This is a genomic window from Pseudomonas sp. PDM28, from assembly GCF_019219115.1.
GTDB classification, from domain to species: Bacteria; Pseudomonadota; Gammaproteobacteria; order Pseudomonadales; family Pseudomonadaceae; genus Aquipseudomonas; species Aquipseudomonas laurylsulfatiphila.
Genome location: NZ_JAHUWG010000010.1, coordinates 187,781 through 204,109, shown reverse-complemented (window position 1 = coordinate 204,109; position 16,329 = coordinate 187,781). Strand labels below are relative to the sequence as shown.

Genomic DNA, 16,329 nt, shown 5'->3' with positions numbered 1-16,329 from the left:
GCCCAAATGGGCGGCCGGGAACTTACTGGATATTGCGTTCGATACGGACATGACTACGCAACTCCAACCGGAGGTTGGAACATGCAGCTCAATAAATGTTTATTGGCTCTGGCAATTGGCGCAGTCCTGTCGGCATCGACTGTATTGGTGCCCGATTACATCGGCAGTTTCTCCAGCGTGTATGCCAAAGAAGGTGGCAGCGACGGTGGTCAGGGTGGCCAAGGAAAGGGTGGCGATCATGGAGCAGGAGGCGATGGAAAGGGTGGTGATCATGGAGCAGGAGGCGATGGCAAGGGTGGTGATCATGGAGCAGGAGGCGATGGAAAGGGTGGCGATCATGGAGCAGGAGGTGATGGAAAGGGTGGCGATCATGGAGCAGGAGGCGATGGAAAGGGTGGTGATCATGGTGCGGCAGGCGATCATGATGCGGCAGGCGATGATGGTGCAGCAGGCGATCATGATGCGGCAGGCGATGATGGTGTAGCAGGCAATGGCAATGCGCATGACAACGACGCAGACAACAATGGCGCAGACGCTGCCGTGAACGACGCAGATGCAGTCCGGGACGCTGCCAAAGCTGATGCGGATGCAGTCCGGGATTCGGCAATAGCCACTGCAAATGCAACCAGGGACGCCGCCAGAACTCAGGCGGATGCAGCCAGGGACGTAGCAAGAGCTGCTGGCGTAGCGGGCGCGGATGCCACAAGGGATGCTGCCAGGGCCGCTGCGGATGCAGCCAGGGACGCCGGCAAGGCAGGCGCAGATGCAGCCAGAGATGCTGCCAAAGCTGCTGCAGATGCAGCCCGGGACGCCAAAGTTTACGCAATTTGCCAGAGAGTCGAGCAAAGTCCGGCCGAAAGATGCCAGAGAGGCTGGCAAAGTTGAGGCGAAAAACGCCCGAGAGAATGTGGCAGACGCCCGAGACGTCCCGGATATACACGCGCCTGAGGTAAGCAAATAGGCTTGCGTGTTCCGTAATCAACACGGCAGGCCTACCGGTAGAAAACGTCTCGCAAGCTTGAGGGGCGTATCGGCAATGAGTCGCAAGCCCTTAAGCGTCGCGGGGCTTGCAGCTTTCTTTCGAAATCTGTCGCACAGTCCGAAACACCGACTGCTTTTGGCCGGCGTTTGCCGCCGCGCCGCTTGCTTCCAAGAGCATTCATAAGGGGATGGCAAGAAACGACTCGAGGCGAACATCCTGAAACCTCACTATGGAGCGCCTATCCATAAGCGCTCCTGTCAGTCAGCGGTCAAAGCCAGGCTTTGATTTGAGCGCAGACTGCCTGAGTCGAAATGCCATAGCGATCATGTAACGTCGGCAGGGCACCGGCATCGAGGAATGCATCGGGCAATGCGATCTGCCTGAAGGTTGGCGTCACCCCATTGCGCAGCAGCACCCCGGCAACGGCCTCGCCGAGACCGCCAATAATCGAACTGTTCTCTGCTGTGACCACCAGTCGACCTGACTTTCTTGCCTCGGCGAGAATGGTTTGTTCATCCAGTGGTTTGATCGTCGGAACGTGCAGCACGGCAACATCGACGCCGTCCGCTTGCAGTTCTTTGGCCGCTTCCAGTGCACGCATGGTCATCAGGCCGGTGGAGATGATCAACACATCGTTACCGGTGCGCAGGGTCTTGGCCTTGCCGATCTCGAATTTATAGCCGTACTCATCCAGCACCAGCGGTACATTGCCGCGCAGCAGGCGCATGTACACCGGCCCTTGATGCGCGGCAATGGCGGGCACGGCCTGCTCGATTTCCAGGGCGTCGCAGGGATCGACGATCATCAGGTTGGGCATGGCCCGGAAGATCGTCAGGTCGTCCGTGGCCTGGTGGCTGGGTCCATAGCCGGTGGTGAGGCCGGGCAGGCCGCAGACGATCTTGACGTTGAGGTTTTCCTCGGCGATCGCCATGCAGATGAAGTCATAGGCGCGGCGCGAAGCGAACACCGCGTAGGTGGTGGCAAAGGGTACGAAGCCTTCACGGGCCATCCCCGCGGCTGCGCTCATCAGCAGTTGCTCAGCCATGCCCATTTGATAGAAACGGTCGGGATGTGCCTTGGCGAAGATGTGCAGGTCGGTGTACTTGGACAGGTCGGCGGACAGACCGACGATGTCCTGGCGCTGATCAGCCAGCGCCGCGAGCGCATGACCGAAAGGCGCAGATTTCGTGGCTTGGCCTTCCGAGGCAATCGACGCGATCATCGCCGAGGTGGTCAGGCGTTTTTTGATCGGTTCGGCAGTCGAAGTCGGAGTGTTGGCGGCGTTGCTCATTGGTTATTTCCTTCTTCAAGATTGATCAGTGCCAGATCCCATTCGTGTTCTTCCACGCGGATGAAGTGTGTCTTCTCGCGGGTTTCGAGGAAGGGCACGCCTTTGCCCATTTTGGTGTCGCAGATGATCACCCTCGGCTGAGTGCCGGGATGATTGCGGGCGGCATCGAACGCGGTCACCAGCGCCTCCAGATCATTGCCATCGACGCGCTGAGTGAACCAGCCAAAGGCTTGCCAGCGATCGACGATGGGTTCGAACGACAGGATCTCGCTGGAGTAACCGTCGGCTTGCTGGTTGTTGACGTCGACGATGGCGATCAGGTTGTCGAGCTTCCAGTGCGAAGCCGACATCACGGCTTCCCAGGTCGAGCCTTCGTTCAACTCGCCATCGGACAGCAGGTTGTAGACGAAGGAGGGTGAGCCTTTGCGCTTGAGGCCCAGGCAGGCACCGACCGCGATGCCCAGACCCTGACCCAGCGAGCCGCCGGTGATTTCCATGCCCGGGGTGTAGGCGGCCATGCCTGACATCGGCAGGCGGCTGTCGTCCGCACCGTAGGTTTCCAGCTCATCGAGCGGGATGATTTCGGCTTCGATCAGGGCCGCATACAGCGCAATCGCGTAGTGACCGATCGACAGGTAGAAGCGATCGCGGCCCTCCCATTGCGGGTCTTCAGGCCGATAGTCCAGGGCATGGAAGTAGGACACGGCCAGCAGGTCGGCGGCACCGAGGGCTTGGCCGACATAGCCTTGCCCCTGAACTTGCCCCATGCGCAACGCGTGGCGGCGAATGTTATGGGCACGTTCTGTCAGTGTTTTGGGTGTAACGAGTGAAGGATTGGCAGTCATGGTGAAAGCTCCAATAAATCAACGATTGACCGAGGCGGCGGGAATGCGCAGCACCAGCGTGGCGCCGAACACCAGTACGCCGGTGATCAGGTACATGCCGATAGCGCTGGAACCGGTCTGTGTAGTGATCCAGCCGATCAGGTAAGGCGAGCAGAACCCGGCGAGGTTGGCGAAGCTGTTGATTGCCGCAATGCCCGCGGCGGCGGAAACGCCCCCGAGCAATGTGGTGGGCAGCATCCAGAACAGCGACGTCGCGGACAGGATTCCGGACGCGGCCAGGCACAGGCTCAGGATGGACAGGACGATATTGCCGCCCAGCAATGCGGCGAGGGCCAGGCCGAGTGCGCCGGCAATCATCGGGGCGATCAGGTGCCAGCGTCGCTCGCGGTGTTTGTCGCCACTGCGACCGACCAGCAGCATTGCCACGATGGCGCAGAGGTAGGGCAGGCTGGTCAGGAAACCGATGTGCAGCGGATCGGAAACCCCGGCATTGCGTACCAGTGTCGGTAGCCAGAAGGTGATCGCGTACTGGCCCATTACAACGCAGAAGTAGATGCCTGCGAGCAACCACAGACGACGGTCGCGAATAAACTCGCCCACCGACGCATGGGTGATTTTCTGCTGGTCATCCTCGGCCAGCTCGCGGCGGATCAGTGCTTTTTCGTCGTCATCGAGCCAGGTGGCCTGGTGTACGCCATCCTTGAGATAGCTCAGTACCAGCAAGCCGATAAGAACGGTGGGCACAGCTTCGAGCACGAACATCCACTGCCAGCCGGCCCAGCCATGCATGCCGGCGAAGTGATTCATGATCCAGCCGGAGATCGGGCCACCGACCATCCCCGACAGCGGAATGGCGATAAACCACAACACGGTCATGCGCGCACGCCGATAGGACGGAAACCAGTAGGTCAGATACAGCAACAGCCCCGGTGCCAGGCCTGCTTCAGCAATGCCAAGCAGAAAGCGCAAGGCATAGAATTGCCACGCGGTTTCGACGAAGGCGAACAGGGCGGAGACGATGCCCCAGGTGATCATGATGCGGGCGATCCAGACCCGCGCACCGACCTTGTGCAGGATGATGTTGCTGGGAACTTCGCAGAGGAAATAGCCGATGAAGAACATGCCCGCGCCCAGTCCGTAAACCGTTTCGCTGAGGGCCAGATCGTTCATCATTTGCAGTTTGGCAAAACCGACGTTGACCCGATCCAGATAGGCACACAGGTAGCACAGCATCAGAAAGGGCATCAGGCGCCACGCGGTTTTACGGTAGGCGTTGGAGCGCACGGTCGAAACCGCTTCGAGCGACAGGGTAGTCATGATGGTCTGATCTCTTGTTTTTATTGACCGCCAGGCAATCAAGCCCGGCTGCATCGTCGATCCAGAGCCGCACGGGCCGCACAGGCCCGCTCAGGTGTATTTCAGTGAATCAGCATGCCGCCGTTCACATCCAACGTGATGCCGGTCAGGTAAGAGGATAGGTCGCTGGCCAGGAACAAGGCGGCGTTGGCGACATCCTGGGCCTCACCCAGACGGCCCAACGGGATGCCGTCGATGATCGCGTGACGGCGTTCGTCCTGCATCAGGCCACCGGTGATGTCGGTGTGGATCAAACCGGGGGCGATGGAGTTGACGCGAACCTTGTCCGGCCCCAGTTCCCGCGCCATGGCCTTGGCCAGGCCCAGCACGCCGGCCTTGGCGGCACTGTAATGCGGGCCACCGAAAATGCCGCCGCCGCGTTGAGCGGAGACCGACGACATGCACACGATGCTGCCGCCCGACTGCTGGCGCATCATCGGAATCACCGCCTGTGACATCAGCAGGGTGCCGCGCAGGCTGACGTCCAGCACCTTGTCGTAATCGGAGGGGCGGATATCCAGGGTCTTGAGGGGCTGGGTGATGCCGGCGTTATTGACCAGAATGTCAATGCGGCCGAAGCGTTCGATGATGGTGGCGACAGCCCGTTGAACCTGCGATTCGTCAGCAACGTTGGCGGCGAGGCCCAGATGCCCCTCACCCAGGGAGGCCGCAGCATCCCGTGCAGCGGATTCATCCAGGTCGAGTATCACGACGCTAGCGCCTTGTTGCGCGAAGGTGGTCGCTGTTGCGCGGCCAATGCCACGTGCGGAGGCTGCACCGGTGATGATCGCGACTTTGCCTTTGAGAAGCATGGAAGAGTACCTCTGATTGTTTTTATTGGGTCGATCCACGAAGAACCGATGACTCAGCTTGTTCTCCAGGCGGACCCTGAGCAATAACGCGAATGTCACTCGATGCTGAAAAAAATTCAGCACTCGCCAACCAACTCTTCCAATGTTTGAATAGCTGAACGCCCGGCCCAAGCCACTTGCAGCGGAAAAACAATAATCATGAGTTCACCTGGCGATGCACCTCCGATCCTTCCACCACTGAAAGCCATTCAGGCCTTCGAACAGACGGCACGCTTCGGCAACGTCGCCCGCGCCGCCGAACTGCTCGACCTGACGCCCTCGGCAGTCAGTCACCAGTTGGCCAAACTCGAGGCAATGATCGGGCGGCAGCTGTTTCTCAGAACGGCCAGGGGCGTGACATTGACGCCAGTCGGCGAGCAGTACCTCACTGAGGTTTCCGGCATCCTGCACAGTCTGGCGGTGGCGACAGAGCGCGCCACCAGCGATGTCAGCCTCGATTGCCTGCGACTGCACTCGTCGCCCAGTTTCGGCTTGTTGTGGCTGATGCCGCGCCTGGAGCAATTTCGCCAGAGTCATCCCGATATCCAGCTCAACCTCTCGTGCTCCTACGAGTCGCTGCACTTCAGTCGCGACAAGATCGATGTGGACATCCGCCACGGCATGCCCAATTGGCCCAGCTACGAAGTACGGACGATCCGCAATGAAAAGATTGCCGTGCTGGCGTCCCCGAAGCTGCTGGAAAAACGCCCCATCCGGGCGGTCGCGGATTTACTGGACTGCAATCTGATCCTGTCGGAGGCCACGTTGATCAAGTGGCCGCAGCTGTTTGCTCAACATGGTCTGTCGCGACCTGAAAGACCCTACACACTCAGCTTTGACCGCTCCTACATGACATTGGAGGCGGCCAGCCACGGTCTAGGATTTGCATTGGAAAGCACGCTGCTTGCGCAGGACTATCTGGCGCGTGGCGAGCTGGTCGAGGTAGCGCCTGAGTTGAGCGCCCCAATCACTGCACACCACCTGGTTTTCCCCAGAGCCCATGCAAATTTTCCCAGGGTGAGAAGATTTCTGGAATGGATGCAGAATGAATTAGGGCATGACCTCAATTACTGACCCTGATGTCATGACGCCCTGCACGCCCACTTCTAAAAAACGTTAGGCGGCGGTATTGTGACCATATTCCTGTGGAGTCACGAGTTGTCAGTCTACGATAGGATGAGTAAGCTGCTGTCATGAATCAGCCATCAATACCTACCTCCTCGCCGAGCACTCGTGGCCCAGCGGAGCACGACATTCGAGACCAGATTGTCGCTGCTGCCAATGAGCACTTCAGTCAGTATGGCTACGGTAAAACCACGGTTTCCGACCTGGCGAAGGCCATCGGTTTTTCCAAAGCGTACATCTATAAATTCTTTGATTCCAAGCAGGCGATCGGCGAAGCGATCTGCTCAAACTGTTTGGGGCAGATTGTTGCGGCAGTCGAACAGGCTGTTAATGCAGACGCGATTTCACCAACCGAGCGTTTCCGCAGACTGGTAAAAACCGTCATTGCCACGGGTGTGGACCTCTTCTTCAATGATCGCAAGCTCTACGACATCGCGGCATTTTCCGCTTCGGAGGGCTGGAACAGTGCCCAGGTTTATGAAGCACAGATCAAGCGCTTTATCTTTGAGATCGTGCGTCAAGGGCGAGAAATTGGAGAGTTCGAGCGCAAAACCCCGCTGGACGAAACCGTAGAGTCGATCAATCTGGCGCTGCGACCTTTCGTCAACCCTCTGCTGCTGCAACACAATCTGGACTTTATTGAAGAAGCGCCCACGCTGACCACCAACCTCATCTTGCGCAGCCTCATGCCTTGACGCTTCACTGATCAAAATATTGGTGATTTGCGTCAGGCGACATCCCCTTCATTGCGTTTTCTGTTCCCGGTACATGAGTGCCGGGAAGACGTTCAATTTTTGCCGTTAGTGACTATTGACCGAAATGGTCACAAGGATAATATGGGGCGCTGTAGTTCTCGATGTTCTCTTTCAGTGACACCCATAGAGTCCAGACAATGAAAAAAATAAAACTCAAGAGCCCCGTTGGCCTGGCAGTCGTGCTTGCGTCCTCCAATGTGCTTGCCGGTGGCTTCGCGCTCAACGAACAAAGCATCAGCGGGATGGGATCCGGTTTTGCCGGTCGATCTTCATCTGCGCAAGACGCCAGTACCCTCTTCGGCAATCCGGCGGGCATGGCGCGGCTTAAACGAGAGCAGGCCAACGTGGGGGCGGCCACGCTGTTCGCCAAATCTGATATCAGCCAGACTCGCAGTACGTTTGGAGGGACGGAAGAGGGCGACATGGTGCCCACGACTACCGTACCAATGGGGTATTACGTCAAACCCATCGATGACCATTGGGCATTCGGCGTCGGGTTTTATGTGCCTTTTGGGTTGATCACCGACTACGGCAGTGGTTTTGCCGGACGCTATTACGCCAACAAGAGCGAAGTCACCACACTGACTTTCCAACCGACCATCAGCTACGCCTTTAACGAAAATATTTCGATCGGATTCGGTCCGACCATTAACCGTATCGGCGGTGAGATATCGGGGATGGTGCCCAATCCACTAAGCCCGGGACGTAATGACGGGAAGCTCAAAAGCACTGGCGATGACACCGCACTTGGATTCAACGCCGGTGTGCTGGTGCAGGCGACAGATCAGACCCGCCTGGGGCTGACCTATCACTCCAAGGTCAGTTACCACCTGGATGCCAAAACCAAGGTCACCGATGGCATCTTCAGCTTGCTGGGTGTCAGCGGCCGTAGTTATGACGCATCGCTGGATGTGGACACGCCGGAGTCGGTGGACTTTTCGGTGACGCACCAACTCAATAACGACTGGACGCTCTATGTGGGCAGTACCTGGACGCGCTGGAGCCGCTTCAAGGAGCTGACGATTGAGAACAGCGGCTTGCCGCCTTTGCTGAGCGGCCAATTGGGGACTATTACCGAAGAACAGAACTGGCATGACACGTGGGCTCACGCTATTGGTGCGGCCTATCAATTGAATAATCAATGGGTGCTTCGTGGCGGGTTTTCGGTTGATCAGTCACCCACCAACAACACCAATCGCGGGCCCCGGATTCCTACGGGCGACCGAAAGGTTGTCAGCTTCGGTGCCGGCTGGACGCCCGTGGAAAATGTCACGATCGACCTCGCTTATTCCTACCTTTGGGAGGAGCGCGTAGAGGTCAATGACACCTCGGCAACGAGAGGTGCATACAGTGCCAAATACAAGAACAGTGCGAGCGGGCTCGGTACTTCTGTCAGCTACCGTTTCTAGCTGAGCGTTGTTACATCACAAATGTCGGGTCGGGAGTGCGTGCTGCCTCCCGAGTCCAGACGCTCAAGGACTTGTTTATCAGGCCATTTCTCAGAGAGAAAGTTTGAAGCCTGGACAGTGCACCTCTGGCGAGCTTCATCGCGATGCAACAGGCAAGGTTTCAGGAGGTTGCCAGCCGCCTCCGAGCGCCTTGAATGCCGCAACCGCGGCCCGTGCCGATTCCGTCCGTGCCTGCGCTCGGGCATCGGAGGCCTGCAGCATCGTTTCGTCGGCGTGCAGAACATCAATCAGACTGGCTGTGCCTTTTTCGTAGGCAATGAACGACGATTGGCGAGCCTGTGTCAGAGAGGCCTCGCCTCCAGCGAGAGTGGTTGCCTGAGTGTCGCGATTCACCAGAGCGGAGAAGGCATTCTCGACATCCTCAGTGGCGCGTAAAACCGACTGGCGGTAAGCGGCCAGCACTTCGGCTTCTTGTCCCTTGGCTTGATCGATTTGAGCGTTTATGCGGCCAAAGTCAAAAAGCCTCCAGCGCAGCCCCAGTACACCCGCCGACTGATTGGCGCCGCCAGTGAAAAGGTTGCCGCCGGATACAGCTGTGGCACTACCCAGCAATGCGCTGAGCGAGAATTTCGGGTAGTACTCGGCAATCGCCACGCCGATGCGCGCATTCGAGGCTGCCAAGCGGCGTTCAGCCACGATCAGATCTGGCCTGCGGCGCAGCAGATCGGCCGGTGTTCCCCAGACCTTGATCTGCGGCACAAGAGGAATGCTCCCCGTATCTGCCAGTTGCGTGCGGTGAGTGCCGGGCGGTGTGCCGAGCATGACATCCAGTGCATTCATGGCAGCATCCAGGCCAGTCTGGAGCACTGGTACTGTCGCCTGGACTTGCGCTAACTCTCCCTCAGTCTGCTGAACCTGGTAGTTGGCGGCGAGGCCCTTGCCGTAGAGCAAGCGGACTTTCTCCAGCAGTCCCTGCCGGGTTTTGACTTGTCGCTTGGCAATGTCCAGCCGGGCCTGCAATCCTCGGATAGTGATGTAGATATCGGCCGTCTGTGCTGCAACCGCCAATCGCGTGGCGGTCGCGCCTGCCTCGGAGGCCTGGTACTCGGCGAGTGCGGCTTCGCGTCCGCGTCTCAGGCCGCCAAAGACATCTATCTCCCAGCCAGCATTGAGATTGAGCTCGTAAGAACTTCCGTACCGATCATAGCCAGGCATCGAGTTCAAAACCTGGCCGAGTGGCGTCTCGATTGATTGGTAGGAGCGCGCGGCCTGGCCATCGATGCTCCCCGAGGGCAACAAGGCGGCATTTGCGGCACTCAATCCTGCCCGTGTCTGTGTGACTCGCGCTGCCGCTTGCGCCAGATCCAGGTTCTGTTCAAGAGCCTTGGAGACGAAGTCGGTCAGCACGGGATCTCCAAAACTATCCCACCAGCTCACGAGACTGGTCGGCACGGTTGCAGGCCTGTGCTCGACAGCTGGTTGACCCAGATAACGATCGGAAAGAGGGAGGCTCGGTCGTTGATAGTCCGGACCGACCGCACAGCCGGCCATCAAACTGGCGGTCACCAAAAGAGCGATAGGGTGTAGAGGAGGCATTTGGGGTCCTTCAATGAGGATTGCTTGTGACCATATTAAATAAAGGTCACATTCTGTCAATCAGTGAGGTCTATTGTTTCTCGATCGTTGTCAGTTATTTTGTGACCATTGACAGGTATGGTCACTGCGCCGAAAATACTGGACATGTCCTATTGCTGAGTAAGGGAACCCATGCGCCGGCTTCTACCTGTCCCGATTGCCGTTTGTCTGTTGCCTCTCGTCTTGACGGCGTGTGGCGACTCATCCGTCGTTGATGATCCACGCACGCATGCACCTTTGGTGAGGTCCGCTGCGGTTCAGGGGGCGTCCGAGGCTTCACGATCTTTCACTGGCATCGTGGTCGCCCGCGTTCAGGCTGACCTGGGCTTTCGGGTCTCGGGCAAGATACTTGAGCGCCTGGTTGACACTGGCCAGACGGTCAAGCGGGGGCAGCCGCTCATGCGCCTCGACCCGATCGATCTCGGGTTGCAGGCGCGGGCACAGCAAGAGTCGGTCATGGCCGCTCGGGCGCGAGCCAGACAAACAGCGGATGACGAGGCTCGATATCGCGACCTGGTCGCCGCCGGAGCCATCTCTGCCTCGGCATACGATCAGGTCAAAGCTGCGGCTGATACCGCAAAAGCACAGCTCAGTGCGGCGCAAGCGCAGGCGGACGTCGCTCGCAATGAGTCGGGTTATGCCGTGTTGTTTGCTGATTCCGACGCAGTAGTGGTGGAGACGCTTGCCGAGCCAGGACAAGTCGTCAGCCCGGGGCAGCCTGTGGTTCGACTGGCGCGAGCAGGGCAGCGCGAAGCCATTGTGCACTTGCCCGAAACGCTGCGTCCGGCGGCAGGTTCCACCGCGCAGGCAACGCTTTATGGCAACGCCACGGATGCAGTGACAGCCAGGCTGAGGTTGCTTTCCGATTCGGCCGATCGCATGACGCGCACCTTTGAGGCGCGGTATGTGCTCGAGGGCGCGCTGGCCAATGCGCCGTTAGGTTCCACTGTCACTCTGCGGATCGCCGAAGGCAGCGCAAATGGTCAGGTGTTACAAGTGCCGCTGGCTGCTGTCCATGACCCGGGCAAAGGTGCCGGCGTCTGGATTGTTGCGGGCAACCCCGCGAAGGTGACTTGGAGACCTGTGCGTATTTTGAGCGTGGACGATGATGCAGCGCGAGTTGCAGGTGATCTCAAGGTCGGTGAGCAAGTTGTCGCGTTAGGTGCACATCTGCTGCGTGAGGGTGAAGAGGTGACGCTGGCTCGACAGGGTGACGTCGAAGTTGCCGGGAGCCATCCATGAGCCAGGGGCGCTTCAATCTTTCGGCGCTCGCCGTTCGCGAGCGTTCGATCACGGTGTTCCTGATCTTCCTGATCGGTGTCGCAGGGATCCTGGCGTTTTTCCAACTGGGGCGTGCGGAAGACCCGCCGTTTACGGTCAAGCAGCTGACGGTCATCACGGCGTGGCCGGGCGCTACGGCGCAGGAGATGCAGGACCAGGTCGCCGAGCCACTGGAAAAACGCCTGCAAGAATTGAAATGGTACGACCGCACGGAAACCTACACCCGTCCGGGTCTCGCCTTCACCGTGGTGACACTGCTCGATCGCACTCCGCCCTCCCAAGTGCAGGAGGAGTTCTATCAGGCACGCAAAAAGCTCGACGATGAGGCGATCAAACTTCCGGCGGGTGTGATTGGCCCGATGGTCAACGACGAGTTTTCAGATGTGACCTTTGCGCTTTTTGCCTTGAAAGCCAAAGGCGAGCCGCAGCGATTGCTGGTACGTGATGCGGAATCGCTGCGCCAGCGCCTGTTGCATGTGCCGGGTGTGAAAAAGGTCAACATCATTGGTGAGCAGAGCGAACGCATCTTTGTCTCCTTCTCCCATGATCGGTTGGCCACGCTGGGTGTGTCCCCCCAGGATATTTTTGCCGCGCTGAATAATCAGAACGTGCTCACGCCAGCCGGCTCCATTGAAACCAAGGGGCCGGAAGTCTTCCTTCGTCTTGACGGTGCCTTCGACAAGATGCAGAAAATTCGTGACACACCGCTTGCGATTCAGGGGCGAACCTTGAAGCTCTCGGACGTGGCGACGGTCGAGCGTGGTTACGAAGATCCGGCGACCTTCCTGGTGCGTAATAACGGTGAGGAAGCGCTGTTACTGGGTGTCGTGATGCGCGAGGGCTGGAACGGTCTTGATCTGGGCAAGGCACTGGACGTGGAGACGACCAGGATCAATGAAGGCATGCCGCTGGGCATGACGCTTACCAAGGTCACCGATCAGTCTGTGAATATCAGTTCGGCCGTCGACGAATTCATGATCAAGTTCTTCGTCGCCTTGCTGGTTGTGATGCTGGTGTGCTTTCTCAGCATGGGCTGGCATGTCGGTATTGTCGTGGCGGCGGCGGTGCCGCTGACCCTGGCCGTGGTGTTTGTGGTGATGGCGGCCACGGGCAAGAACTTTGACCGTATTACCCTCGGGTCGCTGATTCTGGCACTGGGGCTGCTGGTGGACGACGCCATCATTGCGATCGAGATGATGGTGGTGAAAATGGAGGAAGGCTACGACCGCATCAAAGCGTCCGCCTATGCCTGGAGTCATACGGCCGCACCGATGCTTTCCGGCACCCTGGTGACCGCTATCGGCTTTTTGCCCAACGGCTTCGCACAGTCGACAGCCGGCGAGTACACCAGCAACATGTTCTGGATCGTGGGCATTGCCCTGATTGCCTCATGGGTGGTTGCGGTGGCCTTTACCCCCTATCTGGGTGTGAAGATGTTGCCGAAGATCGAAAAGGTCGAAGGGGGGCAGGCGGCCATTTACAACACCGCCAACTACAACCGTTTCCGCCGGATTTTGACGCGCGTCATCGCCCACAAATGGCTGGTGGCCGGTACTGTTATCGCAACGTTTGTCCTGGCGATTGTCGGCATGAGCCTGGTCAAGAAGCAGTTCTTCCCCACCTCGGATCGACCTGAAGTGTTGGTCGAAGTGCAAATGCCCTATGGAACCTCAATCGAACAGACCAGCCTCACCACCGCCAAAGTTGAGGCCTGGCTGCAAAAGCAGGATGAAGCAAAAATCGTCACGGCCTATATCGGACAAGGTGCGCCGCGTTTCTACCTGGCCATGGCGCCGGAGCTCCCTGATCCGTCATTCGCCAAGATTGTGGTGTTGACGAAGAGTCAGGAGGCACGGGAGGCCCTCAAGTTCCGTATTCGCGAGGCCGTCGCTGAAGGGCTTGCCCCGCAAGCGCGTGTCAGGGTTACGCAGTTGGTATTTGGTCCATATTCACCTTTTCCTGTCGCCTATCGAGTGATGGGGACTGACCCGTCGACATTGCGCGAGATCGCCGCTCAGGTACAGGCAGTGATGCAGGCGAGCCCCTTGATGCGAACCGTCAACACTGACTGGGGGCCGCTGACACCAACGCTGCATTTCACCCTGGATCAGGACCGCTTGCAGGCGGTGGGGCTGACCTCCAGTGCTGTCGCACAGCAGTTGCAGTTCCTGCTGGCGGGGGTGCCGATCACGGCCGTTCGTGAAGGCATTCGTTCGGTGCAAGTGATCGGACGTGCTGCGGGCGATATCCGGCTCGACCCTGCAAAAATAGAAGGCTTTACGCTAGTGGGCACGGCGGGCCAGCGGATTCCGCTGTCCCAGGTAGGGGCAGTGGACGTGCGCATGGAGGATCCTGTCCTTCGGCGTCGTGACCGCACGCCGACCATTACTGTACGTGGCGACATTGCCGAAGGCTTGCAGCCACCGGACGTCTCAAGCGTGATCATGAAGGAACTGCAACCGGTGATCGGCAAGTTGCCGGATGGCTATCGTATCGAGCAGTCGGGGGCTATCGAGGAGTCGGGCAAGGCCGGTCAGGCGATACTGCCGCTGTTGCCGATCATGATTGCCGTCACGCTGCTGATCATCATCCTGCAGGTGCGTTCGGTCTCGGCGATGATCATGGTGTTCCTCACCTCGCCACTCGGGCTGATTGGTGTGGTCCCGACACTGCTGGTCTTCCAGCAGCCGTTTGGTATCAATGCGTTGGTGGGGCTGATCGCCCTGTCGGGCATTCTGATGCGTAATACGCTGATTCTGATTGGGCAAATCCATCACAATGCACAAGAGGGACTGGATCCGTTCCATGCAGTGATCGAAGCCACAGTACAGCGCGCTCGCCCGGTGCTGCTCACAGCGCTGGCGGCCATCCTGGCGTTCATTCCGCTGACGCACTCCGTCTTCTGGGGAACCCTGGCCTACACACTGATCGGAGGTACGTTCGTCGGAACCATCGTGACACTGGTATTCCTGCCGGCGATGTATTCCATCTGGTTCAAGATCAGTCATGTCAGTCAGAGGCAAACTGAAACAGCAGAAGTGACCTAAGCGCTCGGATCTACTTAAAGAGAGGGCTTCACCGTATTGGCGCTTCGCGATCAGGTCGTGCCCCCAACGCTTATTCTTGTGAATCCCGATGACGCGGCAACCGGGCTCGACCTGGTCGCCCTGAAGCCCCGGAAGATGGCACTAACGCATGTGCTTTCGAATGGGTTCGGATTTGGTGGGAGGAGTTGGTATCGGAGGTCTGGCGTTGCGCAAACGATTGAATAGATGCGCAAAGGATCCAAAAAAGACTGAGTAGAAAACGCAAACTTCAGAAACGACAAAGCCCTGAATAGCCAGGGTTTTGTCGCACCCATGATTGAGCACCATGGTCAACTCAGATCCTTTCTGCAACCGCGTTTTCTCTCCTGAACTGCATAATCTCGTGCAGATTATCTTCAATCCAGTCGACCATTGCCTCAACCTTGGTCGCTGCAGCGTTCCCCAGGGGCGTCAACGTGTACTCCACATAGGGGGGGACAATCGGTCGGGAGAGCCGATGGACAAGCCCATCGCTCTCCAGCCCCTGGAGTGTCTGCGAAAGCATTTTCTCGCTTACTCCACCGATTTTTCGACGTAGTTCACTAAAGCGATGCGTGCCCCCCAAGAGAACAACCAGCACCAGAACCCCCCAGCGGCTGGTCATATGTTTGAGGACCTCCCGGGAAGGGCAATCAGCTTGCATAAGTTCGCCGCGACGTATTTTTTCGGAAAAAGGGCGAGGGATATCATCCTGGGTGTTCACGGCACTTACCTTTTTGTACGTACTTACTATTAGTTAGCCTTGGCCGTAGGATGACCACTCCTTCATTTAGAATCAAGGTACTTCTTATGATTGCCGTCACAGGTGCTACCGGCCAATTGGGTCGACTTGTTATCGATGCGCTGCTTAAAACCGTCAACCCACGCGAAATCGTCGCGTTGGTACGCGATCCACTCAAAGATCGGGATCTCAGTACCAAAGGCGTTGTCGTTCGCAAAGCAGATTACAACCAGCCTGAAACCCTCCGTAGCGCCCTTGTCGGTATTCAGCGACTACTGCTGATTTCGTCAAGCGAAGTCGGTCAGCGTAAGGCACAGCATCGTGCCGTCATTGAGGCGGCCAAATCTTCGGGCGTACAACTTCTGGCGTACACGAGCCTGCTGCATGCAGACAGCTCGACACTGGGCCTGGCAGTCGAGCACCGGGATACAGAGCAGGCTCTCGCAGAATCCGGGTTGAATTACGTACTGCTGCGTAATGGTTGGTACAGCGAGAACTACACAGCCAGCGTGCCGCCGGCTGTCGAGCACGGATCTATTCTGGGTAGTGCGCAACTAGGCCGAATCTCCTCCGCAGCCCGAGAAGATTATGCTGACGCAGCAGCCGTAGTGCTGACCGGTGAAGGTCAGGCAGGCAAGGTATACGAGTTGGCAGGTGATGAGAGTTACTCGTTATCAGAACTGGCCGTGGAAGTAGGCAAACAATCCGGTAAAACCGTCGTTTACAACGATCTTCCACAAGAGCAATACAAAGCGGCACTTATTGGAATGGGCCTACCAGAGGGGTTCGCCGTGCTGCTCGCTGATTCTGATGCCGCCGCAGCTAAAGGTGATCTGTTTGATGACTCTCGCCAACTGAGTCAGTTGTTGGGCCGTCCAACGACGCCGATTGCTCAATCCGTCAGCGCGGCGCTTAAGCACTAATATCGTTTTAACCTGCAACAGCTTTGCTTGATGCGTTCAAGCCGCATCGAGTAAAGCTGCCCACGCTCA

General features: G+C 58.1%; 13 protein-coding genes and 1 pseudogene. 8 read left to right on the top strand and 6 right to left on the bottom strand.

Features of this window, described 5'->3' with window-relative positions:
• Window positions 1-181 precede the first annotated feature (181 nt).
• Entirely contained in the window at window positions 182-484 is a 303-nt protein-coding gene (locus KW841_RS22995) for a hypothetical protein (RefSeq protein WP_218479899.1), read from the top strand.
• Window positions 485-1,250: 766 nt separating this feature from the next.
• Here KW841_RS22995 and KW841_RS22990 read toward each other — a convergent pair.
• From KW841_RS22990 to KW841_RS22975, 4 genes are all read right to left on the bottom strand, one after another.
• Window positions 1,251-2,273 carry a transketolase family protein gene (locus tag KW841_RS22990; protein WP_218479898.1) on the bottom strand — a complete coding sequence of 341 codons (1,023 nt, stop codon included), beginning with the start codon at window positions 2,271-2,273 and terminating at the stop codon, window positions 1,251-1,253.
• On the bottom strand, window positions 2,270-3,118 hold the full coding sequence (locus KW841_RS22985; RefSeq protein WP_218479897.1) for a transketolase: 849 nt from the start codon (window positions 3,116-3,118) through the stop codon (window positions 2,270-2,272). The genes KW841_RS22990 and KW841_RS22985 overlap by 4 nt, the downstream gene beginning before the upstream one ends.
• Window positions 3,119-3,136: 18 nt before the next feature.
• Entirely contained in the window at window positions 3,137-4,435 is a 1,299-nt protein-coding gene (locus tag KW841_RS22980) for an MFS transporter (protein WP_218479896.1), read from the bottom strand.
• A gap of 101 nt (window positions 4,436-4,536) precedes the next feature.
• Complete coding sequence (locus KW841_RS22975) at window positions 4,537-5,286, bottom strand: SDR family NAD(P)-dependent oxidoreductase (protein WP_218479895.1); 750 nt, start codon at window positions 5,284-5,286, stop codon at window positions 4,537-4,539.
• Window positions 5,287-5,484: 198 nt separating this feature from the next.
• On the opposite strand from KW841_RS22975, the gene KW841_RS22970 reads away from it, so the two are divergent.
• The 3 genes from KW841_RS22970 to KW841_RS22960 all read left to right on the top strand — a co-directional run bounded on the left by KW841_RS22970 (window position 5,485) and on the right by KW841_RS22960 (window position 8,614).
• Entirely contained in the window at window positions 5,485-6,399 is a 915-nt protein-coding gene (locus KW841_RS22970) for a LysR substrate-binding domain-containing protein (RefSeq protein ID WP_218479894.1), read from the top strand.
• A 119-nt stretch (window positions 6,400-6,518) separates the two neighbouring features.
• Window positions 6,519-7,145 (top strand): TetR/AcrR family transcriptional regulator, encoded by a 627-nt coding sequence (locus KW841_RS22965; protein WP_218479893.1) that lies wholly within the window; start codon window positions 6,519-6,521, stop codon window positions 7,143-7,145.
• A 197-nt stretch (window positions 7,146-7,342) separates the two neighbouring features.
• Window positions 7,343-8,614: an OmpP1/FadL family transporter gene (locus KW841_RS22960; RefSeq protein WP_218479892.1), complete on the top strand. Its 1,272-nt coding sequence runs from the start codon at window positions 7,343-7,345 to the stop codon at window positions 8,612-8,614.
• 135 nt (window positions 8,615-8,749) lie between these two features.
• Here the strand turns inward: KW841_RS22960 and KW841_RS22955 are convergent, their stop codons facing one another.
• On the bottom strand, window positions 8,750-10,210 hold the full coding sequence (locus KW841_RS22955) for an efflux transporter outer membrane subunit (protein WP_218479891.1): 1,461 nt from the start codon (window positions 10,208-10,210) through the stop codon (window positions 8,750-8,752).
• 171 nt (window positions 10,211-10,381) lie between these two features.
• On the opposite strand from KW841_RS22955, the gene KW841_RS22950 reads away from it, so the two are divergent.
• The 3 genes and pseudogenes from KW841_RS22950 to KW841_RS29810 form a co-directional block, all read left to right on the top strand.
• Window positions 10,382-11,491, top strand: a complete 1,110-nt coding sequence (locus KW841_RS22950) for an efflux RND transporter periplasmic adaptor subunit (protein ID WP_218479890.1) — start codon at window positions 10,382-10,384, stop codon at window positions 11,489-11,491.
• On the top strand, window positions 11,488-14,577 hold the full coding sequence (locus tag KW841_RS22945) for an efflux RND transporter permease subunit (RefSeq protein WP_218479889.1): 3,090 nt from the start codon (window positions 11,488-11,490) through the stop codon (window positions 14,575-14,577). The genes KW841_RS22950 and KW841_RS22945 overlap by 4 nt, the downstream gene beginning before the upstream one ends.
• A 27-nt stretch (window positions 14,578-14,604) precedes the next feature.
• Window positions 14,605-14,802: pseudogene (locus KW841_RS29810) on the top strand (hypothetical protein); the annotation flags it as partial.
• 109 nt (window positions 14,803-14,911) lie between these two features.
• Here KW841_RS29810 and KW841_RS22940 read toward each other — a convergent pair.
• Window positions 14,912-15,319, bottom strand: coding sequence for a helix-turn-helix domain-containing protein (locus KW841_RS22940; RefSeq protein ID WP_218479888.1), 408 nt, complete (start codon window positions 15,317-15,319; stop codon window positions 14,912-14,914).
• Window positions 15,320-15,405: 86 nt separating this feature from the next.
• Here KW841_RS22940 and KW841_RS22935 point away from each other — a divergent pair, with 86 nt between their 5' ends.
• Window positions 15,406-16,260, top strand: coding sequence for an SDR family oxidoreductase (locus tag KW841_RS22935; protein ID WP_218479887.1), 855 nt, complete (start codon window positions 15,406-15,408; stop codon window positions 16,258-16,260).
• The last annotated feature ends 69 nt before the right edge of the window (window positions 16,261-16,329 follow it).